The organism is Pseudoalteromonas sp. APC 3224 (assembly GCF_030407535.1).
In the GTDB taxonomy this organism is placed as follows: Bacteria; Pseudomonadota; Gammaproteobacteria; order Enterobacterales; family Alteromonadaceae; genus Pseudoalteromonas.
The window spans coordinates 59,399-80,982 of sequence record NZ_JASDDF010000024.1 but is presented as its reverse complement, the minus strand read 5'-3'; the positions used below and the strand labels follow the sequence as shown (position 1 = coordinate 80,982).

The following is a 21,584-nucleotide window of genomic DNA, read 5'->3' as shown; positions in this document are numbered from 1 at the left end:
TTATTTTATCTTACGATTAGTCTATCTGACTCTAATCCTTCAGAGATGATACAACTGCTTAAGGTTGAGATTGGGGCTTGGAAAAATATTAAAAATGGATAAGGTCTTTAGGCTAATAAAGATAAAAAACACAGGTGTTAATAAAAATGATTTTTTGTAATCATCTTCCCCTCCTTTGTATTGCTTTTTATTCAATCTGCACGTCATTATTATTATGCGATGAATAACCTAATAATAACGATTAGCTGTATTTTTTGTGTAAAAAGCGTTAAAAAACCTTCGAAATGAATATTCGGGACAGAAAATTAGCTTATTTTTAATTTTTTTTCAGCAACGATTAAGTTAATTTTAAATGTTATATTTTTGTTTACATTAACAGTGGTGGTTATCGTTATTCTTACTATATCAGGGCTTGCAGAAATTGTGTTTATCACGTTAGTTATAATAATGTTAATTTTTTTGTTCAAGCCCAGTAAATATCTTACAAACAAGCTGATTTATTTATAGGTTATGCTAAACATGAAGTTGACATGACATGATGCATTTAGCATTATTGGTAAGTTGATATCTATTAAAAGATATCAGGGTTGTCTTCCCCTTAGCGGGTTGATAATTAAATTATAAAAGTAACATTACTTAATTGGTTGGGAACTATGTCTGTTAAAATCAGAAAGAGTCTTGTAGCAACTGCGTTGGTTGGCGCTTTTGCATTTGCAAGCAGCAATGTGATTGCAGATCCTTTGAATGACGTGCAAAAAGCAGGTCAAACAATTCAAAAGGCTGCGGTTAAGTCTCAAACTAAAATTGACAATGTATATGGTCAAACTCAGGAGCTAATCGCTGAGTACCGTAGCATCGTTGATGAGACTGAACTTATGAAAGTGTACAACGATCACGTAGCACGTTTGGTCGCAGACCAAAACGCGTCTATCGCATCGTTCGATCGTCAAATCGCGACTATCGATAACACTAAACAAAACGTTGTGCCTTTGATGTATCGCATGATCGATACGCTTGAGCAATTCATCAAAGCGGACGTTCCATTTAACCTTGAAACTCGTCTTGGACGCGTTGAAAGATTACGTGAGATCATGGCATCTGCATCTGTAACAACGTCTGAAAAGTTCCGTCAGGTTCTTGAAGCGTACACTGTTGAAACAGCATACAGCTCAGCTGTAACTGCTTCTCAAGGTACTTTAGATGTTGATGGTCGTAGCATTAACGTAGATATCGGTCGTTTAGGTCGTATTACTTACGTAGCGCAATCATTCGATCTAAAACACGCTTGGGTGTGGGATAACAACACTAAACAGTGGAAAGAATTAGGTGAAGAATACCTAAAACCTGTTAAAGAAGTGATCCGTATGGCACGTAAGCAAGCGACACTAGAACTTGTTAAACTACCAATTTTTGGCGCGGAGTAATCAATAATGAAGAAACTATTTAAAGGTTTTGCTGTTGCAGCAGTACTGTCTGTTTCTGCCGGTACCGCGCTTAATGCACATGCAAATACTGACGCTTTAGATAAAATTCTTGAGCAAGTAAAGCAAGAGCGTATCTCTGAAGGAAAAATCAATAAGCAACGTGAACAAGAGTTCTTGTCAGATCGTGCTGATAAGCAAGCGTTACTTAACAAAGCGAAAAGCCAACTAGCTGCTGAAAAAGCACGTGGTGATCGTCTTAGCAAAGAATATGCACAAAACGAAAATACTTTAGCGGAAAAAGAGCAAGCTCTTCAAAACGCTCAAGGTACGTTAGGTGAAATGTTTGGTGTTGTTCGTCGTGCAGCAGCTGACGCGATTGGTTCAATTGAAGCATCTTTAGTAAGTGCTGAAAAACCAGGTCGTGCTGAAGTACTTCGTTCATTAGCAGCAGCTAAAGAACTTCCAACTGTTCGTGAACTAGAAGAACTTTGGATTTCACTTCAAACAGAAATGACTGAATCAGCAAAAGTTTCAACGTTTGAAACTGAAGTTGCTGGTCTTGACGGTAACCCGTCTATGAAAAAAGTAACACGTATCGGTAACTTCAACTTAGTTACAGACGACGGATACTTAATCTACTCACCAGAGACTAAATCTATTCAGCCTCTAGGTAAGCAACCTGACAGCTATATCCTTAAAGGTATTTCTGATTTAGAAGGTACTTCAGCTGATAACTATGCTGGCGTGTACGTGGATCCTACACGTGGTGCAATTTTACGTATTAACACTCAGAAAAAGTCTCTTATGGAGTACTACGAGCAAGGTGCTGAAGTTGGTTACATCATCACAGTATTACTTGTTGTAGGTCTTTTAATCTTCTTAGTACGTTTCGTTGATTTAGCGCTTACTACTTCTAAGATCAAAGGTCAGCTTAAGAACTTGTCTACACCGAATACAAATAACCCACTGGGTCGTATTCTTAAAGTGTACTCTGACAACAAAAACCAAGATGTTGAAAACCTTGAGCTTAAACTGGATGAAGCGATTCTTCGTGAAACGCCACGCATCGAAGCGGGTATTAACATCATCAAGATCCTTGCTGCTATCGCACCATTACTAGGTCTACTAGGTACGGTAATCGGTATGATCCTAACGTTCCAAACAATCACATTGTTCGGTACGGGCGATCCGAAGATCATGGCTGGTAACATCTCTCTAGCACTTGTAACTACAGCGCTAGGTCTAATTGCAGCTCTACCACTTATCCTACTTCATTCTATTGTTGCAGGTCGTAGTAAGTCGGTATTACACATCCTTGATGAGCAAAGCGCGGGTATCATCGCGACTCACGCGGAGAAGGAGAAAGCCTAATGCTAGTCCTGATGGAGATCTGGGAATCTATCAGGGATTTTGTTGGCACAGGCGGCCAGGTTTTATACGTGGTCGCGATAGCACTCTTTCTTATGTGGGTTTTAATGATTGAGCGCTATTGGTTCCTACTTGCTGAATTTCCTCGTTTAACGAAGGATATTGTAGCCAAGTGGGATGCCCGCCAAGACACTACGTCTTGGTACGCACACAGAATCCGTGAAGCATGGATTTCTGAAGCGTCTGAAAAATTAGATCAGCGTATGTTGTTGATTAAAACATTAGTAGCTGTATGTCCTTTAATAGGCTTACTTGGCACTGTTACGGGTATGATCGCGGTTTTTGAAACCATGGCAACCCAAGGTACAGGTAATGCACGTTTAATGGCATCAGGCATATCAATGGCAACAATCCCAACAATGGCTGGAATGGTTGCGGCACTATCTGGGGTATTCTTTAGCTCACGCCTTGAGGCAAGAGCGAGAATGGTGAAAGCCAAACTTGTAGATAGTATGCCTCATCACTAGAGAGAGAATTAAATATGGCACGTAAACAACGTTTTCGTGAAGAAGAAGAAGCAGCGGTAGATATGACGCCAATGCTTGACATCGTATTTATCATGCTTATTTTCTTTATCGTAACTACATCGTTCGTTAAAGAGGCTGGTATCGAGGTCAATAAACCAAAAGCTGCCCAAGCTACGAAGCAAAAAAATGCTAATATTTTTATTGCTATTCGTAATGACGGTGCAATCTGGATTGATAAACAGCAAGTTGATGTTGAACGTGTTTCAGCAAAAATTGAAAGTTTATTAGCAGAACAACCTACAGATGTTGTAATTTTGCAAGCTGACAAAGAAGCAAAACATGGCACAGTGGTTAAAGTTATGGACCAGATTAAAGCGACAGGTGATAACCTGAGAATTTCAATAGCTGGAGATCAGTAATGATTCGTTTTCTGTTTTCACTGATTGCAGGTGGGGCAGTTACTTTCGGCTTGTTCTACTTCATGGCATACCTCATCTCTGGTGGGGCTGACCGTAATACGGAACAAAAAGAGCAGATCATAGTCGAAATTATGACGAATCCGCCTGAATCTAAGGTGCAGGAGAGGAAGCGTGTACCGCCTCCGCCTCCGCCACCGCCAAAGCAGCCGCCTAAACCGCAGCCGCCACAGCCGGAAAATAGCAACCCAAGTACGAGTTTGTCGTTTAATATGCCAAGCATCGATGTGGGAAGCACGGCTGGTGGACTGAGTGGTCCAGGTGCATTTGGACGAGATGGTGATGCGACACCGATCGTTCGTATTGAACCAAAATATCCAACACAAGCAGCACGTGATGGTAAAGAAGGTTGGGTTCAACTTTCATTCACAATTGATGAGTTAGGTGGTGTGACTGACGTTGATGTAATCGACGCAGATCCAAAACGTATCTTTGACCGTGAAGCTAAACGTGCATTGCGCAAGTGGAAATACCGTCCTAAGATCATTGACGGCAAACCACAAAAGCAAGTTGGTTTACAAGTTCAACTAGACTTTAAACTTAACCAAGGCAACTAAGGAGGCGAGTAATGAGAAATTTTTCTAAAGTAACTGCACTTGCAATTCTTATGTCTGTGTCAGGTGCAGCATTAACTGCACCTGTTTTAGCGGCGCCAGATTACGCGAAAATTGAAGAGCGTAAGAAAGCAAAAACTAAAATCATGGGCGAACGTACTGGTAAAAAAGTAATTAAAGCGTTTGATTTGTATAATGAAGATGATGTTGATGGTGCAATTGCTTTATTAAAAGAGTTAGATCCGTCTAACGACTTTGACAAAGCAACTGTTAATCGTTACTTAGGCAGCATGTATGCTCAAAAAGAGCAGTACAAAGTCGCTATTAAGTATATGAAAGCAGCGATTGCACCAGATGTATTAAACTTTGCCGATCAGGCTCAAGGTTTAAAAACCTTAGGTGACATGTATGCAGGTACTGAACAGTACAATGCCGCAAAGCAAGCATATTCTGATTGGATGGACTTTACAGGCGAAGAAGACCCAAAAGTTTACACTCGTATTGCGCAAGCAAGCTATGAGCTTAAACAGTTTAATGAGGTTCTCGAGCCGGCAAACAAAGCAATTAAGTTAGCAAAAGAGCCTAATAAAGCTCCTTATCAACTTAAATTAGCTGCCTATTTTGAGCAAAAGCAATATCAAAATATGGTTAAAGTCGCTGAAGAAATCGTTCGTGTATGGCCTGAAGACAAAAAGTCTTGGGTAGGCTTAGGTAAGTATTATTTACAAACCGAAGAATACAAAAAAGGCCTAGCAACTATGGAAGTTGCTTACAAGAACGGTTACTTTGAAAACGAAGTTGAATACAAAGTTCTAGCTAATTTCTATTCTTTAAATGAAATTCCTTATAAAGCAGCTGTAACGCTTGAAAAGGCCGTTAAAGAAGAAAAAGTTAAACGCACTAAGCAAAACATGAGTGCGATTGCTAGTAACTACCATCGTTCGAAAGATATAGAGAAGGCTGCTAAGTACTACGAAGAAGCTGCTAAATTTGATAATGACGCTGAGCTTTATCGCAAAGCCGGTTCATTACTTCTACAATCTGAAAAATTTAGTGCTGCCGTTGTTCGTTTGAACAAAGCGTTAGAGCTTGGCTCTGACAAAAAAGGTACTATATATTCAGATCTAGCTGAAGCGTTTTACTACCAAGGCAAGTATAAGCAAGCACATGCCGCTATTACTAAAGCTATGGACGATCCAACCACACGTAGATTTGCAAAAGGTTGGGCTACATATATTAAAGATAAAGCCGCTCGCAACGGTGTTAAAATTTAATATTTAATGTACTCTAGTATTTTTAAAAAGCCCCATTGGGGCTTTTTTTATTGGAATTAACATGAACAGAACGCCTATTATTTCATTGCTCTTTTGTTTGCTTTTAGCATCATGCTCAAAGCCAGCTGATTTGTTTTCATCTTATGAAGAGGCACAAAGCGCGTTAATATCACTTAATACGGCTTTAAGTGCACAAAAGAACTTAAACAGTACAGGGCTCAGTAACGAACAACTGCCTTTTACTGATTCATATTTAGCGCGTCGCCACGCTATTTACCAGCAGCTAATGCAAATGAAGTTATCTTCTGCGCAAACCCATCAAGTAAATTATTTGGTGATTGCTGAGCGGTTTCCAGAGCGTTATTTTGCATGGCCTGCACACACTGATGTGTTATCAAACATGCTTTCGATAGTTAAAAATGATGCTCAGTATAAAAACATTGAGCAGTGGCTGATATTTGTTAAATCACAGCTACAAGCCGCTGAGCAAAGTAACTTAAAGCTTAATAAAATAGAGCATAATTATTTAAAGCACTATGTGCAGCAAGCAATTAATAGTACTGACACACCTATTGAGCTTAATGAGTCTCTGAGTGTATTAAATAATTACTTAACGCAGTATAAGCCCAGAGGCAGCATTGGGTTGTCTGGTCTTGCAAATGGCAGCCAGTGGTACCAAAGTAAACTAAATTATTTTGCAAATGATGTACTTTCGCCGCTTGAGTGGCTAAGCCTTATAGATAGTAAATTTAAAACAATGCAAAGCTCAACTGAGCTAATAACGGTGGGTATCTCTGATGTATCGCAGCTTAGCGAAACATTTTTAAAAAAAACGCAAGTATTAGGTTTAGATTGGTCAACGGGTTACATGCTATTACCTCAACGTGCTAACAATAAGCAATTAACGGCTGCAAATAAGCGGCTCTATTTAGCGATGATGGAAACTGATCTTGGGGTGCATTACCACGCGTGGACATTATCGCAAGCGCGCTTAAATTTACTAAAACGTTTAAATATTAGTGAAGAAGATGCGAGGATATTAGTTGAGGATATTATTTTTTATCCAGGGCAATCATTTAGTTTTGCACCGCAATTACTCAATTAAACTTAAGTGCGCTACTACTTAGCGCACTTATCACACCGCTGAGCAGCAGGGTCTCTTTCTAAGCGCTGCTCTGATATTTTCTCTTCACAGTCACAGCAGTAGCCATATTGACCAATATCTATTTGACTAATTGCTGCTTCAAGCTTGTTCATTCGTTCAATTAACGGATTATACTCATTACCTAATTGTTGAGCTGCTAAATCAAGCCACTCTTCATTAGATGTTTGGGTTAGGATGCAGAACAAGTTTTGATGTGTAGGGTGAGTTGATTGTGACAACAAACCTAATATCGTTGCTTTAACACTTTCTATTTCATCGTTTAGTCGTTGCTGATGATGCATTAGCAGTATAACCCTTAAGTTAATTTGTAGTGATACTGCTATTATCTATTTAGATTTGTTTAGGTGTTATGATTTGCATCAAATTGTGGCGCTTTCGCATATTTCTTTAATACTTCGGCTACCTCATCCTTTGCTTTTAAACGACGAATTTCATCAAATAATAGCCCAGCTTGTGGATATTGGCGTTTTAAATAACCAAGCCATTGCTTTGTTCGAGATGCAAAATATTTATTATCTTTGCTAGCTGTTTGGTGCATAGATGAATGAATAATATGGTGTAAAATATTCTCCCAAGTGAGCTCGTTGTAGCTTTCGTTATTAACTTGCGCTTTAATTTTTCTTGCGAGATCAGGATGTGAAAGGGCGCCACGACCAATCATCAAATCACGACAACCACTGCGTTTTTGGCATAAAAGAGCATCTTCTATTTGCCAAATTTCGCCATTGGCGACCACTGCAATTTTTTTATCTTTGACCAAAGGGGGAATTTTTTCCCAATAGGCGGGTGGATTGTAGCCATCGCGTTTAGTTCTTGCGTGTATTGCAATGCTGTTAGCACCAGCGCTAACAACGGCATCGACAATTTCTTGGCTATTACTATCATCATCAAAACCTAAGCGAATTTTAGCACTTACCTCATACTCATCATCAACGGCATCCCTTACCGTTTTTATAATCGAGTACATATGTTCTGGATCTTTGAGTAATACAGCACCGCCTTTGCTTTTATTGACTGTTTTTGCGGGGCAACCAAAGTTTAAATCAACGCCATGAGAGCCTAAGCCAATTGCTTTTACAGCATTTTCTGCTAACACGTCGGCTACTTGGCCTAATAACTGAATACGAACCGGAGTACCGCTACGAGTGAGTCCCGCATTTTTAAGTTCAGGGCAATAACGGTGGAATACTTTATCTGGAAGGCAAGTATCTACAACACGGATAAATTCGGTCACACAAAGATCGAAGCCGCCTATGTCGGTGAGGAGTTGCCGCATTTTAAAGTCAACGACACCTTCCATGGGTGCTAAAATAAGTTTCATAGTGTGATTAATGTATTACTAAAAAAGGAGCGCCAGTTTACCTGTAAATCATAAATTCATAAAACGCTTATTAGCGTTCATAGAGAGTTAAATAACTTATTTGCAAAAAAAATAGAAAATTTGAAAGTTTTTAGTTTAATACCGGTCTACTTTTATAATGATGTTCAACAAGTTTAAAAGGTAATTAAAAATGAATACAATAAAGAAAAACTCAATTGCATTAACATTAGGCGCAGTGGTTGTTGGCAGCGCAAGTATGGCGAGTACTGATGTTCAAGCTAATCCATTTGAGTTTCAACAAATGGTAGCTGGTTATCAATTAGACGCTGGTGAAGGCAAGTGCGGCGAAGGAAAATGTGGCGGCGACGCTAAAGCGAAAAAAGAAGGCAAGTGTGGCGAAGGAAAATGTGGCGGCGACGCTAAAGCGAAAAAAGAAGGCAAGTGCGGCGAAGGTAAATGCGGCGGTGATGCTAAGGCCAAAAAAGAAGGCAAGTGCGGCGAAGGTAAATGTGGTGGCGATGCTAAGGCCAAAAAAGAAGGTAAATGCGGCGGTGATGCTAAGGCCAAAAAAGAAGGCAAGTGCGGCGAAGGTAAATGTGGTGGTGATGCTAAGGCCAAAAAAGAAGGCAAGTGCGGCGAAGGTAAATGTGGTGGTAGCCACTAAACTTTTCTTTTTCAGATAAGCGAGAGGGCCATTAGGCCCTTTTTATTTAATATGAGGTTTTATTATGGCTCAAAATCAAACGCCTAACTTTGGCATGGTCGGTTTAGGCTTGCGAAGAGAAATGCTAGATGAGCTTGAGCATGCTATACCAAAACAAATTGAGTTTATGGAAGTGGCTCCAGAGAACTGGTTAAAGCTAGGTGGGCGCTTTGAAAAGCAATTTAAACAGTTAACTAATAATAATCACTTTGTTTGTCATGGTTTGTCACTTTCTATTGGATCGCCTGAGCCGCTTGATATTGAATTTATAAAGTCGTTAAAATCTTTCTTTGATAACCACGATATTAAAGCTTATAGCGAACATTTAAGCTATTGCTCAGGTAAAGGCCATATGTATGACTTAATGCCAATTCCTTTTACTGAAGAAGCGATAAAACATGTCGTTTCTCGGGTTAAGCAGGTACAAGATATATTAGAGCGACCACTTGTGCTGGAAAATGTGTCTTATTATGGTGCCCCTGGTCAGCAGCTATCAGAGCTTGAATTTACCAATGCTATTTTAGAAGACGCAGACTGCCAGCTGCTATTAGATGTTAATAATATCTATGTGAACTCGATTAATCATGGTTATGATGCACAAGCGTTTTTAAGTGGGCTACCAACTAATAAAATTGCCTATTGCCATGTTGCAGGTCACTACAATGAAGCTGATGACCTAATTATTGATACTCATGGTGCTGATGTTATCGACCCTGTCTGGCAATTGCTCGATAGCGCATATCAAGCACATGGTGTTTTTCCCACACTGCTAGAGCGAGATTTTAATATTCCGCCTATTAATGTGTTAACCAAAGAGCTGGATATAATCCATCAATTACAGGCAAAGCACCTTAAGTTGTTATCAACAGCACAAAGTGCTTAGCTGTTTGAATTTAATAAGTACTTGCTATTTTAGGGTTTTATAAGAGTCGTTATTATGAGTTTTATCGATGTGCAAAATGAGTTTATGGCCCATATTCGAGAGCCTAATAAGCAGCCGTGTCCAACCGATGTTGAAGACAGACGAATGGCTATTTACCGAGATCTGTTTTTTAATAATATTAATGGCTTTGTTTCATCGGCATTTCCAGTTTTAAAAACACTCTATAGTGATCAACAGTGGCTATTACTGGTTCGTCAATTTTTTAGTGAGCATGATTGCCAATCTCCTTATTTTTTAGATATAGGTGAAGAATTTATTACCTATTTAATGACAAGCTATGTACCTAGAGAGTCTGATCCGATATTTATGCTGGCGCTAGCCCATTATGAATGGATTGAGCTTGACGTGTCTGTAATGAAGGCTGACCCCCGTGAGCTCCCTCTAAGCGCTAATAAGCTTACTCACTCTCCTTTGTATTTATCTAAAACAGCGCGTAACTTAAGCTACGACTATCCAGTGCAACATATTAGTGAAGAGTTTCAACCTCAACAGCCTTCAGAGCAGCCGTATTTCTTTGTTGTTTACCGCGATGAGAGTGATGAGGTGCAATTTTTGGCCACAAATGCCATGACCGCCATGCTACTGTCTATTATTGAAAATGAAGCGGGAAGTACGTTTGAGCAGGTTTGCCAACAGGTTAGTGAAAATGCACCACAATTTAATCTTGAGCAAATAACACAAGGGGCACTGAGTACCTTAACAGCTATGGCACAGCGGCAAATTATAGTGACAAAAAATCAAGACTAAGCTCTTTATTGATTATTTCACATCGTCTATTATAGCGCCTTTATTTGTTGTGCTTAATAAAAGGTTGTACCCATGTCAGATGATAAAGACTTTAAAGACCCGTTCAATGCGGCTTACTTTTTTGCATTCTTAGCCGTATTTGCTGGAATAGGGTGTTTAAATGCCATTTTAGGTTGGATCACCAGCTTAACTTAATCAGGTTTTATTTTAAGGCTGTTGTTTTTCATCAGCCTTACATTTTTATCACTTCCCTCTCCCGACACTTTATAATTATCGCAAACTCGCAATTTACGACCACTTAAGGTTATAATCACCTGCTTTGTAATATTAATCATTGAGCAGTTAAAATTATGACTCAAGTAACACCAGCAATTATCAAAAACAGCATTACTACAATTGCTGATTATCCTAAAGCGGGCATTATGTTTCGCGATGTAACAACCCTAATGGCAAACCCTGAAGCGTTTAAAGCAACCATAGATGCATTTATTGACGCTTATAAAGACCAAGGTTTTACTAAAATTATCGGCACTGAATCGCGTGGCTTTATTTTTGGTGCTCCGCTATCTTATGCTTTGGGAATTCCTTTTATCCCTGTTCGTAAACCAGGTAAATTACCGCGCGAAGTTATTCGCCAAGATTACCAACTCGAATATGGCGAAGATACATTAGAGCTTCATACTGATGCGATTGTAGCCGGTGATAAAGTCTTGTTAGTTGACGACTTGTTGGCGACCGGTGGTACAATTGAAGCAACAGCCAAGTTGGTTGCAAAATTAGGCGGTAACGCCACAGATGCTGCCTTTGTTGTATCACTTCCAGAGCTTGGTGGTGAGCAACGTATTGAAAAAATGGGCATCAATATTTTAAAATTGGTTGAATTCGAAGGCGAATAATCGATGAGTTATCAGGTTCTAGCGAGAAAATGGCGTCCTCAAACCTTTCATGAATTGGTTGGGCAGTCTCATGTAAAACAGGCGTTGGTAAACGCGCTGACTCAAAATAGACTGCATCACGCTTATTTATTCACTGGAACCCGTGGTGTTGGTAAAACCACCATTGCCCGTATTTTTGCTAAAAGCTTAAATTGTGATGAGGGGATATCTGCCACACCATGTGGTCAATGTAGTAGCTGTGTTGATATAGAAGCAGGGCGCTACATTGATTTACTCGAAATAGATGCGGCTTCACGCACCAAAGTTGAGGATACGCGTGAGATCCTCGATAACGTTCAATATGCGCCAACGCGCGGACGTTACAAAGTATATCTCATCGATGAAGTACACATGTTGTCAAAGCACAGCTTTAATGCGTTATTAAAAACGCTTGAAGAGCCGCCTGAGCATGTGAAGTTTTTGCTCGCAACCACCGATCCTCAAAAATTACCAGTGACTATTTTATCTCGCTGTTTACAGTTTAATCTGAATGCATTGTCGCAAGCTGAGATTAAGCAACAGCTTGAGCATGTGCTTACTCATGAGCAGCTTAATTTTGATCATGATGCGCTAAGTATTATTGCCAAAGCGGCCGATGGTAGTATGCGAGATGCATTAAGTCTGACCGATCAGGCGATTGCTCAAACAAATGGTGATATTAAAAATCAAGCGGTACAAGACATGCTTGGTTTAATGGACACGCATTACAGTCAGAGCTTACTTGCGGCATTATTAGCGCAAGATGGCACAGCACTGATGAATGAAGTTGCACAAGTCGCTAGCCGAAATCCAAATTACATTGCGCTGCTTGACGATTTAATTGCGCTAACGCATGTGATTCAATTGAGTCAATTAGTCCCTGAAGCGGCGGCGCTTGATAGCAATAACGCTGATTACATTGAGCATGTTGCAGCGCATACCCATGCTCAACAAATTCAAGTGTATTACCAGCTATTACTTAACGGAAAAAAAGATTTACAATGGGCACCTGAGCCTCGTTTAGGGTTCGAAATGATTATGCTCAGATTGCTAGCATTTGAACCTGCGCAGCTGCAAACCAATCAACCTGAACTTAGTCCACAAGCTGCGCCAGAGCAAAATAGCGCAGGGCGTGCTAATGCACTGCGTGATATTTTAAATAAAAATAAGCCAGCGCAGAGTAATACACCTCAAACGCAGCCAACAAAAGCCGCTGAGCCTGAGGTTTCACAGCCTGATAATAGCCAAACACAACTTGAGCAAAGTTCGGTACAAAGTCAGCCTCAAATTGTCGATACCCCCGTAATAAGTGATGAACAAGCGCAGCGTCAAAGCGAAGATGATGCCTACATGCAGCACAGTGATGTAGAACAAACCATTGCCGCACAATACGATGATGTAATGAGTAGCGCTGTTGATCAAGGGTTTAATCCTGAGTTAGCAAATACCACTAGTAACGCAGAACAGTCTACGTTATCAATGGGTGAGCAAGAAGCGCGAGCACAGTCAGCAATAGCGCGTATTTTACGGGATAGAAAAATTTCGGGTGCCGGTAAGCTTTCAAGTGCCGCTATTGAAAAGCCAACTGAAGAAAAACCAGTACCGACAAAATCTGAATTTAGTCGCCCGGTGAGCAATGAAGCACAAACTGTATCGCAGCAGCCACCGCCATGGGATAGTGAGGTGAGCTATGACCTGCAAAAAAAGCCTCAGCTCCCAGCACAGGGGAGCCAAGCTTTGGTAGCAAATAAGCCAGCGAGTAAAGTTGACTTTAAAGCAAAGCATCAAACGATTACTGAAAACTTAGCACCGGAGCTATTAGAGCAAATTAACCCGCAAAAACCAGCACCTGTTGTTGAGCAAGAGCCTAGTATTCCCGTACCAGATGATTTTCAAAGCCCAATTAGTGAAATTAGATTTGCTCATCAACAAGACGAGTGGGCCTATTTAATAAAGCGTATGGGACTTGGCGGACGCATGCGCCAGTTTGCATTGCATTCAATTTTTACCAAACAAGACAATCATTTCCATATTGAAGTGGATGAATCGCAAAAGCACTTAGATACGCCAATGTTACGTCAAAAGTTAAATGTGGCGTTATCAAGTATTTATGGACACAACGTTGAGCTTAATATTGATTTTGCTAGCGGGGTGATTGACTCACCTTATTTGATTCAACAAAAAATTGATGCAGGTCGTCACCAGCAAGCGATTGATGTGATCACCAGCGATGAAAATATAGTACAATTTCAACAGCTATTTAGCGCTGAAATTGACGAAAACAGTATTCAGGCATTGTAATTAACGACCAGTGCCCTTATTTATACTCCAGTTAATGTATTAAAAGAAAGAGAGACGATTATGTTTAAAGGTGGAATGGGTAACATGATGAAGCAAGCGCAGCAAATGCAAGAGCGCATGCAAAAAGCCCAAGAAGAAATCGCAACGATGGAAGTGGTTGGTGAAGCCGGTGCAGGTTTAGTGAAAGTAACCATGCTTGGTAACCACAATGTTCGTCGTGTTGAGCTTGATGAAAGCTTAATGGAAGATGACAAAGACATGATTGAAGATTTACTTGCAGCAGCGTGTAATGATGCTGTTCGCCGTGTTGCTGAAGAAACTCAAGAGCGCATGGGCAAAGTAACAGGCGGTATGCAATTACCACCTGGTATGAAAATGCCGTTCTAAGCAACTATGCAACTTTCAGATAGTTTAACATCGCTAATAGAAGCACTTCGTTGTCAGCCAGGTATTGGCCCGAAATCTGCTCAGCGTATTGCATTTCATTTATTAGAGCGCGACCGCAAAGGTGGCACTCAGCTTGGGAATGCGCTAACAAAAGCGATGACGGCTGTAGGGCATTGTCAGTCGTGCCGCACGTTTACCGAGCAAGCGCAATGTGATATTTGCTTAAGCACTAAGCGTCAAGACAGCGGCATTTTATGTGTGGTTGAGTCGCCTACAGATGTGTTAGCGATTGAACAAACAGGCCAATACAAAGGACTCTATTTTGTATTAATGGGACATTTGTCACCGATTGATGGCATAGGGCCTAAAGAAATTGGGCTAGACGTGCTTGAGCAAAAGCTTGCCCATGGCGGTATTAATGAAGTTATATTAGCCACTAACCCTACGGTTGAAGGTGAAACAACGGCTCATTATATTGCCCAGCTTTGTCATAAATTCAAAGTGGGTGCATCGCGAATAGCTCATGGTATTCCTGTGGGTGGCGAGCTTGATTTAGTCGATGGCACAACCTTAATGCATGCTTTTAGTGGCAGGCGCTTAGTCAGCCATGAATAGTTTATTTTAAGCTTAACTATTTGAACTTACTTTAAAAGCCTACATACATACTGTAGGCTTTTTTGTTGGCTTTAATTGCAATATAAACAAAAGTTTAAGGATGATATGGCTGCAATAACTCAAAGTGCTCATGTGATTGTTGATGACTTTATCGCACCTGTTTGCCATGAACACATAAAAATTATTTATCAAGATGATGATATTTTATTGATCAATAAACCTAGCGGCTTGTTGAGCTTGTCGGGTAAAAACCCTCTTAACTGGGATTCGGTTCACTATAGGCTTGTTAATGGCCAACAAGGCGTTACCGCAGCGTTTCCTACTGCGATATTACCCCACCGTTTAGATTTAGGTACCTCCGGAGTGATGGTGGTAGCACTTAACGAGCAAGCAGCTAAAGCACTGAATCAGCAATTCCAATCCCGAAGTGTTAAAAAGCAATATCGCGCAATGCTCTTTGGATTGGTTTCTGAGCCTCAGGGAGAAATTACTGCGCCTATAGCAAAAGATAAAATGTTATTTCCGAAAGTGAAAATTTGTCACCAGAGCGGCAAACCCTCGCGCACTCAATTTAAAGTGGTTAAACGCTTTAACAAAGAGCAAAAAACTTTGGTCGATTTTACTCCTATAACTGGACGCACTCATCAACTTAGAATTCACAGTTTAATTTTTGGCCACCCTATACTAGGATGTGATTTATATAAAAATGATTGCAGTGAGCTGGGTGCTCAACGATTATTATTGCATGCCAGCGATTTATTTTTTGTTCATCCATGCACTGATAAGCCAATGCACGGGCATGCCACAACGCCTTTTTAGTTGATTAAGCCCTTTAAAGTGTCTTTGAATGGGGTTTTTTATTTTTTTTACTTGAACTTCTCACGGCTCACCCCATATTAAGTGCATAACGCAGACACTTTGCAAATTGGAGATACATAAATGACTGCAGCACAAAAAGAAACATTAGGCTTTCAAACAGAAGTAAAACAACTATTAAACTTAATGATTCACTCGCTTTATTCAAATAAAGAAATCTTTTTACGCGAGCTTGTATCAAATGCATCTGACGCAGCCGATAAACTACGCTTTTTAGCCCTTTCAAACGGTGACCTTTATCAAGGTGATGCAGATTTACGCGTACGTATAAGCGCAGATAAAGACGCTAACACAGTGACCATTTCTGATAATGGTATTGGTATGACGCGTGATGAAGTGATCAGCTCATTAGGCACAATTGCTAAGTCGGGTACGGCTGAATTTTTCAAAAACTTAACTGGTGATCAAAGTAAAGACTCACAGCTTATTGGTCAATTTGGTGTTGGTTTTTACTCAGCATTTATTGTTGCTGATGAAGTGACTGTTCGTACTCGTAAAGCAGGAAAGACTACAGCGGTTGAATGGCAGTCAAAAGGTGAAGGCGAGTACACGCTACAAGAAATCGAAAAAGAAGGCCGTGGTACAGACATTATTTTACATCTTCGTGAAGAAGAAAATGAATATGCAGATGAGTGGCGTCTTCGCAGTATCGTAACTAAATACTCTGATCATATTTCTACACCAGTACAGATGTACAAGGCAGAAGTACCTGAGTCTGAAGGTGAAGATGGTGAAAAAATTCCAGCTGTTCCTGGTGAATGGGAAAGCATTAACCGTGCAACAGCATTGTGGACACGTGACAAATCAGAAATCTCTGAGGACGAATACAAAGAGTTTTATAAGCATGTAAGCCACGACTGGGAAGATCCGCTTAGCTGGGGACACAATAAAGTTGAAGGTAAAACTGAATACACCAGTTTGTTATACATTCCTAAAAAAGCACCCTTTGATTTATGGAACCGTGAGCGCCAAAGTGGTTTAAAACTTTATGTTCAACGCGTGTTTATTATGGATGACGCTGAACAGTTTATGCCAAGCTACTTACGTTTTGTTAAAGGCTTATTAGACTCAAACGATTTACCACTAAACGTATCGCGTGAAATTTTACAAGACAACAAAGTAACCCAGGCTATTCGCAAGGGGTGTACGTCGCGTATTATTAAAATGCTTGAGCGTATGGCTAAAAACAAAGCCGATGATTACCAAACATTTTGGAATGAATTTGGTCAGGTAATGAAAGAAGGCCCAGCTGAAGATGCGGCCAACAAAGAAAGCATTGCTAAATTACTTCGCTTTTCATCAACGCACACCGACTCAGAAACTCAAGATGTTTCACTTGAGCAATACATTGAGCGCATGAAGGACAGCCAAGATAAAATTTACTATGTGGTTGCTGACTCATTTATTGCTGCTAAAAATTCACCACACTTAGAAATCTTCCGTAAAAAAGGCATTGAAGTATTATTGCTAAGCGATCGTGTAGATGAGTGGATGATGAGCCATTTAACGGAATTTGGCGAAAAGCAATTTCAGTCAATTACCCGTGGTGATTTAGACTTAGGTAAATTAGATGACGAAGAAACTAAAAAAGCACAAGAAGAGTCTGAAAAAGAAGTTGCAGGTTTAGTTGAGCGCATTAAAACTGCATTAGGTGATGATGTTAAAGATGTACGCTTCACTCACCGCTTAACTGACTCACCAGCGTGTGTAGTGAGCGATGACAACGACATGAGCTCGCAAATGCAAAAGCTAATGGAGTCAGTAGGTCAAGCTGTTCCAGAGGCTAAGCCTGTGTTTGAATTAAACCCAGAGCACCAACTGGTTAAGCACTTAAATGATGAGCAAGACGAAGATAAGTTTGCACAGTGGTCACATGTACTACTAGACCAAGCCTTACTTGCAGAGCGCGGTACGCTTAAAGATCCGACTGGATTTGTAACTCGCTTAAATAAACTTATGCTTGATTTAAGCAAATAAGTATTAAAAATCAATGATTGAGTCAAAAGGGAACGTTTGTTCCCTTTTTTATGCGCTGCTGTATAGACAATTAGTATAAGTTACTTGAGTATCTGCAGCGCTTATGGAAGAATTCAGACTTTAAAATAAACTCTCATATTAGGGGACAATGATATGCGCATTATTCTTTTGGGCGCACCGGGTGCAGGTAAAGGTACTCAAGCTCAGTTTTTAATGGATAGATACGGTATTCCACAAATTTCTACCGGTGATATGCTACGAGCTGCAATTAAAGAGGGCACACCACTTGGCCTAGAAGCAAAAAAAGTAATGGACGCAGGTCAGCTTATTTCAGACGATATTATTATTGGCCTTGTTAAAGAGCGTATTGCAAAACCAGATTGTGAGAAAGGCTTCTTACTCGATGGTTTCCCACGTACAATTCCACAAGCAGATGCTATGAAAGAAAATGGCGTAGTGGTTGATCACGTTATTGAATTTGATGTTGCTGATGAAGTTATTGTTGAGCGTATGGGCGGACGTCGTGTTCATCCAGGTTCTGGTCGCGTTTACCATGTTGTTTACAATCCACCAAAAGAGGAAGGTAAAGACAACGAAACAGGTGAAGAACTTATTATTCGTGCAGATGATACCGAAGAGACAGTTCGTAAGCGCTTAGGCATTTACCATGAGCAAACAATGCCATTGGTTGACTACTACCAAGCAGAAGCGAAAGCGGGTAACACGCAGTACCATAAACTAGACGGTACACAAGCGGTTGAAGCAGTAAGCAAGCAACTAGCTGAGCTTTTAGGTTAACTTGTAGCTAAAACTAAAAGCATAATTAAAAAAACCGCTTTATAGCGGTTTTTTATTATTTGAAATTCGACCCTTAAAGCGTTTTAAGCTTTTCAATAACGCTATCGTATTCAGGCTCAGTTGATAAACTACTAACTAATTGCTTATAAATAACTTTATGGCTTTTATCTAAAATAAATACCGCGCGGGTAAGTAAGCCCATATCTTTAATTATTAAGCCATACTTTTGGCCAAAATCACGCCATACAGAATCAGAAAGCGTCGTCACTTTATCGATATTTTCGGCCTTGCAAAAACGTTTTTGCGCAAACGGTAAATCGGCACTAATGGTGAGCATGGCCACGCCTGGAAATTGTTGGGCGACTTTTTCATTAAAGTGCTTAGTTTGTAAGCTACAAATACCGGTATCTAAGCTCGGTACAACACTAATTAATACAGCTTGGCCTTTATAATTTTCTAATGTAACTGCAGTGAAACGCTCATCAACTACTTTAAAATTAGGGGCATCTTCACCGACAGTAAGGCCTTTCCCTAATAAGGTCACTGGCTTACCTTGTGCGGTTACTCTTCCTGCATCGAGTTTGTTTTCGGGTAAATCTGCGGCAAAACTTGCACAGCAAAATAGGCTTAATGCAAAAGCTAATGTACGACGCATGGAATTTTTTCCTTTTAAATTAACGTAATAATTGTGAGTGTATTATAATGTAGATAAGTTACCAAGCAGAATAATCCATAGCTTTATTTTTGCCTAAAATTGTAAATAGGCGATACATTGATTACTATATACGTATAGGAAATAGGTATTGTTTTTTTATGTACCTGTGGCTTGTTCTAAACGCTTAAAATTGCACCCCGTTTTAAAATAGTGAGATTGTATGTCAACATCGGTTTTAATATGTGATGATTCAAAATTAGCACGACGCCAGTTAGCTCGCTCCTTGCCCGATGATTGGGATATTAAAATTGAATTTGCATGTGACGGTGTAGACTGCATAAAACAAATAACCAAAGCCCAACCTGAAATTCTTTTTCTTGATTTAAATATGCCAGAGATGGACGGTTATGGCGTACTGGCAGCAATGAAAGATCAGGGGCTAGACGTACTTACTGTGGTGGTATCGGGCGATATTCAACCTAGCGCACATCAGCGTGTACTTGGGCTTGGCGCCATCGATTTTATTCAAAAACCATGTTCCCCCGAAAAGCTCGCTGCCATTATAGAGCACCATGGTATACGAGATAGAGCACTGCGTGAACGCTTATCTCATTCTTTAGGTGAACAAGTTGACCCTGATGTTCGTGATATATATCAAGAGTTGACTAATGTCGCTATGGGCCAAGCTGGGGATCTACTCGCAAGACTGCTTAATGTATTTGTTAAGTTACCCATTCCTAATGTTAATGTTTTAGAAGTCAGTGAGCTTAACATGGCCTTAAGCTCTGTTGATACCAATGACACTACATCAGGTATTTGCCAAGGCTTTATAGGCGGCGGGGTATCTGGTGAGGCGTTATTACTTTTAAATGATTCTAGTTTTAAAGAAATAGCCTCACTAATGAATTACGAAGGTGAATTAAACGACAAGGTGGAGTTAGAGTTGCTAATGGATGTGAGTAACATCTTAATTGGCGCTATATTAACAGGCTTGTCCAAACAGCTCGATATGACCTTTAGTCAAGGCCACCCCATTGTATTGGGCCAGCATCGTGATGTTTCTGAACTTGTTCAGTCTAATAAGTCGCGTTGGCAACGAACACTTGCCATAGAAATTAGTTACGGTATTGAAAATCATGATATTAGTTGTGATTTAATGTTGCTCTTTACTGAAGATTCACTTAAAACTTTGAAATATAAAGTTGCTTATCTACTGGAAGATTAAATATTTATGCCAGCTGATTTAGATTTAAATGAAATCCATTGGTTAATGGACATGTTCAATACTGTTGATGTAGGCCTTGTGGTGCTTGATAGAGACTACAAGGTGTGCGTTTGGAATGGTTTTATGGAAAACCATTCTGGGTTATTACCTAGTGCAGTAAAAGATAAAGACTTGTTTGATCTATTCCCAGCCATAGATGAAAAATGGTTTAGAAGTAAAGCTGAGTCAGTGTTTGTATTAAAAAATCGCTCATTTACTATCTGGGAACAGCAGCCGTATATTTTTCGTTTTAAAAATTATCGGCCGATAACAGGTAAAGCTGATTATATGTATCAAAACGCCACGTTTATTCCACTTACGAATGTACGAGGGGAAGTTGAGCATATTTGTATTATTATCTACGATGTAACAGATATTGCAGTTAACAAAAAAGAGCTTGAAGAGTTAAACAAAAAATTAGAGCAAGTAAGCCAAACAGATAGTCTTACCCAGCTTGCAAACCGAGGACATTGGGAGCATTTACTACATCAAGAATTTTTACGCACTAAGCGTAGTGAAGGTTGTTGCTCGTTATTAATTTTTGATATCGACCACTTTAAAAAGGTAAACGATGACTTTGGTCATAGTGCGGGAGATGAAGCTCTTCGTCATATAGCGAGTTTACTTAAAACTGCATTGCGTGAAACTGATATTGCTGGGCGATACGGCGGTGAAGAGTTTGTTGTTACTTTATTAGATACCGATAAACAAGGGGCTATCGTATTTGCTGAGCGCTTACGCCAATTAATCGAAACCTCACCAGCGAAATACAAAGAGCACACTATGCATATGGCCATTAGTGTGGGTATTGCCTGCTTTGACAACGAATTTAAAGATCATGAGCGTTGGATTGAAGCTGCCGATAAAGCACTTTACCATTCAAAAGAAACCGGTCGAAATAAAGTGTCGGTATATGCTGATATAAAAAATGATGCGTAAGCATCATTTTTTAATTGGGAGGTAAAATAAGTAAATCAGTTTTGAGTAAACGCATTATTTTTTCTGCAGTATTACCAATGAGCTTAGCTTTAATCCCTACATTTCCTACAGAGCCTATAATCACTAAATCAGCATTAATCTTAGCCGCTAAGCTTGAGATCACCTCCTCGGGTAACCCCCGCTTTAATATGAAGCTTATCGCGTAAGTTATTATCAGTTATAAGGGCCTGCTGCTATTGTGGTCGTTTCTCAAACGCATTAACGAGCTGTTCCTTAGAAAAAACCAAGCCTAAATCTCTTAATATTGGAGAAATATAGACAGTGTAACTTGCATAAAACTCACAATCGGTTCGCTC

24 protein-coding genes are annotated in these 21,584 nt (G+C 39.9%); 20 read left to right on the top strand and 4 right to left on the bottom strand.

Features of this window, described 5'->3' with window-relative positions:
• Window positions 1–653 precede the first annotated feature (653 nt).
• The 7 genes from QL989_RS12410 to QL989_RS12380 all read left to right on the top strand — a co-directional run bounded on the left by QL989_RS12410 (window position 654) and on the right by QL989_RS12380 (window position 6,728).
• Window positions 654–1,424: a DUF3450 domain-containing protein gene (locus QL989_RS12410; protein ID WP_013465204.1), complete on the top strand. Its 771-nt coding sequence runs from the start codon at window positions 654–656 to the stop codon at window positions 1,422–1,424.
• A 6-nt stretch (window positions 1,425–1,430) separates the two neighbouring features.
• On the top strand, window positions 1,431–2,795 hold the full coding sequence (locus tag QL989_RS12405; RefSeq protein WP_010388563.1) for a MotA/TolQ/ExbB proton channel family protein: 1,365 nt from the start codon (window positions 1,431–1,433) through the stop codon (window positions 2,793–2,795).
• Window positions 2,795–3,319, top strand: coding sequence for a MotA/TolQ/ExbB proton channel family protein (locus QL989_RS12400; protein WP_004588135.1), 525 nt, complete (start codon window positions 2,795–2,797; stop codon window positions 3,317–3,319). The genes QL989_RS12405 and QL989_RS12400 overlap by 1 nt, the downstream gene beginning before the upstream one ends.
• A gap of 14 nt (window positions 3,320–3,333) precedes the next feature.
• Window positions 3,334–3,738: a biopolymer transporter ExbD gene (locus QL989_RS12395; RefSeq protein ID WP_138609413.1), complete on the top strand. Its 405-nt coding sequence runs from the start codon at window positions 3,334–3,336 to the stop codon at window positions 3,736–3,738.
• Window positions 3,738–4,352, top strand: a complete 615-nt coding sequence (locus QL989_RS12390; protein WP_138609411.1) for an energy transducer TonB — start codon at window positions 3,738–3,740, stop codon at window positions 4,350–4,352. Before QL989_RS12395 ends, QL989_RS12390 begins: the two co-directional genes overlap by 1 nt.
• 11 nt (window positions 4,353–4,363) lie before the next feature.
• On the top strand, window positions 4,364–5,623 hold the full coding sequence (locus QL989_RS12385; protein ID WP_138609409.1) for a tetratricopeptide repeat protein: 1,260 nt from the start codon (window positions 4,364–4,366) through the stop codon (window positions 5,621–5,623).
• A gap of 61 nt (window positions 5,624–5,684) precedes the next feature.
• Window positions 5,685–6,728 carry a hypothetical protein gene (locus QL989_RS12380; RefSeq protein ID WP_178956234.1) on the top strand — a complete coding sequence of 348 codons (1,044 nt, stop codon included), beginning with the start codon at window positions 5,685–5,687 and terminating at the stop codon, window positions 6,726–6,728.
• 14 nt (window positions 6,729–6,742) lie between these two features.
• On the opposite strand, the gene QL989_RS12375 is transcribed toward QL989_RS12380, so the two are convergent.
• Complete coding sequence (locus QL989_RS12375) at window positions 6,743–7,069, bottom strand: TraR/DksA C4-type zinc finger protein (protein ID WP_178956233.1); 327 nt, start codon at window positions 7,067–7,069, stop codon at window positions 6,743–6,745.
• A gap of 59 nt (window positions 7,070–7,128) precedes the next feature.
• A complete protein-coding gene (locus QL989_RS12370) occupies window positions 7,129–8,109 on the bottom strand; it encodes a tRNA-dihydrouridine synthase (RefSeq protein WP_178956232.1) in 981 nt (326 codons plus the stop codon).
• A 190-nt stretch (window positions 8,110–8,299) separates the two neighbouring features.
• Between QL989_RS12370 and QL989_RS12365 the strand changes: the two genes are divergently transcribed.
• From QL989_RS12365 to adk, 11 genes are all read left to right on the top strand, one after another.
• A complete protein-coding gene (locus QL989_RS12365) occupies window positions 8,300–8,773 on the top strand; it encodes a hypothetical protein (RefSeq protein ID WP_075169064.1) in 474 nt (157 codons plus the stop codon).
• A 64-nt stretch (window positions 8,774–8,837) separates the two neighbouring features.
• Window positions 8,838–9,695 carry a DUF692 domain-containing protein gene (locus QL989_RS12360; protein ID WP_010388581.1) on the top strand — a complete coding sequence of 286 codons (858 nt, stop codon included), beginning with the start codon at window positions 8,838–8,840 and terminating at the stop codon, window positions 9,693–9,695.
• A 54-nt stretch (window positions 9,696–9,749) separates the two neighbouring features.
• Window positions 9,750–10,502, top strand: a complete 753-nt coding sequence (locus QL989_RS12355) for a putative DNA-binding domain-containing protein (protein ID WP_178956230.1) — start codon at window positions 9,750–9,752, stop codon at window positions 10,500–10,502.
• 72 nt (window positions 10,503–10,574) lie between these two features.
• Window positions 10,575–10,697, top strand: a complete 123-nt coding sequence (locus QL989_RS12350; RefSeq protein ID WP_008109320.1) for a hypothetical protein — start codon at window positions 10,575–10,577, stop codon at window positions 10,695–10,697.
• Window positions 10,698–10,852: 155 nt separating this feature from the next.
• Window positions 10,853–11,398, top strand: coding sequence for an adenine phosphoribosyltransferase (apt, locus tag QL989_RS12345; protein ID WP_008109316.1), 546 nt, complete (start codon window positions 10,853–10,855; stop codon window positions 11,396–11,398).
• 3 nt (window positions 11,399–11,401) lie between these two features.
• Window positions 11,402–13,717 (top strand): DNA polymerase III subunit gamma/tau, encoded by a 2,316-nt coding sequence (gene dnaX, locus QL989_RS12340; protein ID WP_290170662.1) that lies wholly within the window; start codon window positions 11,402–11,404, stop codon window positions 13,715–13,717.
• 60 nt (window positions 13,718–13,777) lie between these two features.
• Entirely contained in the window at window positions 13,778–14,104 is a 327-nt protein-coding gene (locus tag QL989_RS12335) for a YbaB/EbfC family nucleoid-associated protein (protein WP_010388590.1), read from the top strand.
• 6 nt (window positions 14,105–14,110) lie between these two features.
• The gene (gene recR / locus QL989_RS12330) at window positions 14,111–14,719 is read left to right on the top strand and encodes a recombination mediator RecR (RefSeq protein WP_290170661.1); all 609 of its coding nucleotides are present in this window, start codon (window positions 14,111–14,113) and stop codon (window positions 14,717–14,719) included.
• Between the two features lie 105 nt (window positions 14,720–14,824).
• Window positions 14,825–15,538 carry an RluA family pseudouridine synthase gene (locus QL989_RS12325; protein ID WP_290170660.1) on the top strand — a complete coding sequence of 238 codons (714 nt, stop codon included), beginning with the start codon at window positions 14,825–14,827 and terminating at the stop codon, window positions 15,536–15,538.
• A 120-nt stretch (window positions 15,539–15,658) separates the two neighbouring features.
• Window positions 15,659–17,572, top strand: a complete 1,914-nt coding sequence (gene htpG / locus QL989_RS12320) for a molecular chaperone HtpG (RefSeq protein WP_290170659.1) — start codon at window positions 15,659–15,661, stop codon at window positions 17,570–17,572.
• Between the two features lie 153 nt (window positions 17,573–17,725).
• Complete coding sequence (gene adk, locus QL989_RS12315) at window positions 17,726–18,370, top strand: adenylate kinase (RefSeq protein WP_008468042.1); 645 nt, start codon at window positions 17,726–17,728, stop codon at window positions 18,368–18,370.
• A gap of 73 nt (window positions 18,371–18,443) precedes the next feature.
• Here the strand turns inward: adk and tpx are convergent, their stop codons facing one another.
• Entirely contained in the window at window positions 18,444–19,025 is a 582-nt protein-coding gene (gene tpx, locus QL989_RS12310) for a thiol peroxidase (protein WP_138607379.1), read from the bottom strand.
• Window positions 19,026–19,245: 220 nt separating this feature from the next.
• Between tpx and QL989_RS12305 the strand changes: the two genes are divergently transcribed.
• Both QL989_RS12305 and QL989_RS12300 read left to right on the top strand, forming a co-directional pair.
• Entirely contained in the window at window positions 19,246–20,250 is a 1,005-nt protein-coding gene (locus tag QL989_RS12305) for a response regulator (protein WP_290170658.1), read from the top strand.
• Between the two features lie 6 nt (window positions 20,251–20,256).
• Complete coding sequence (locus QL989_RS12300; RefSeq protein ID WP_010388598.1) at window positions 20,257–21,228, top strand: diguanylate cyclase; 972 nt, start codon at window positions 20,257–20,259, stop codon at window positions 21,226–21,228.
• A gap of 10 nt (window positions 21,229–21,238) precedes the next feature.
• Here the strand turns inward: QL989_RS12300 and QL989_RS12295 are convergent, their stop codons facing one another.
• Window positions 21,239–21,391, bottom strand: coding sequence for a universal stress protein (locus tag QL989_RS12295; protein ID WP_249363168.1), 153 nt, complete (start codon window positions 21,389–21,391; stop codon window positions 21,239–21,241).
• Window positions 21,392–21,584: the final 193 nt, after the last annotated feature.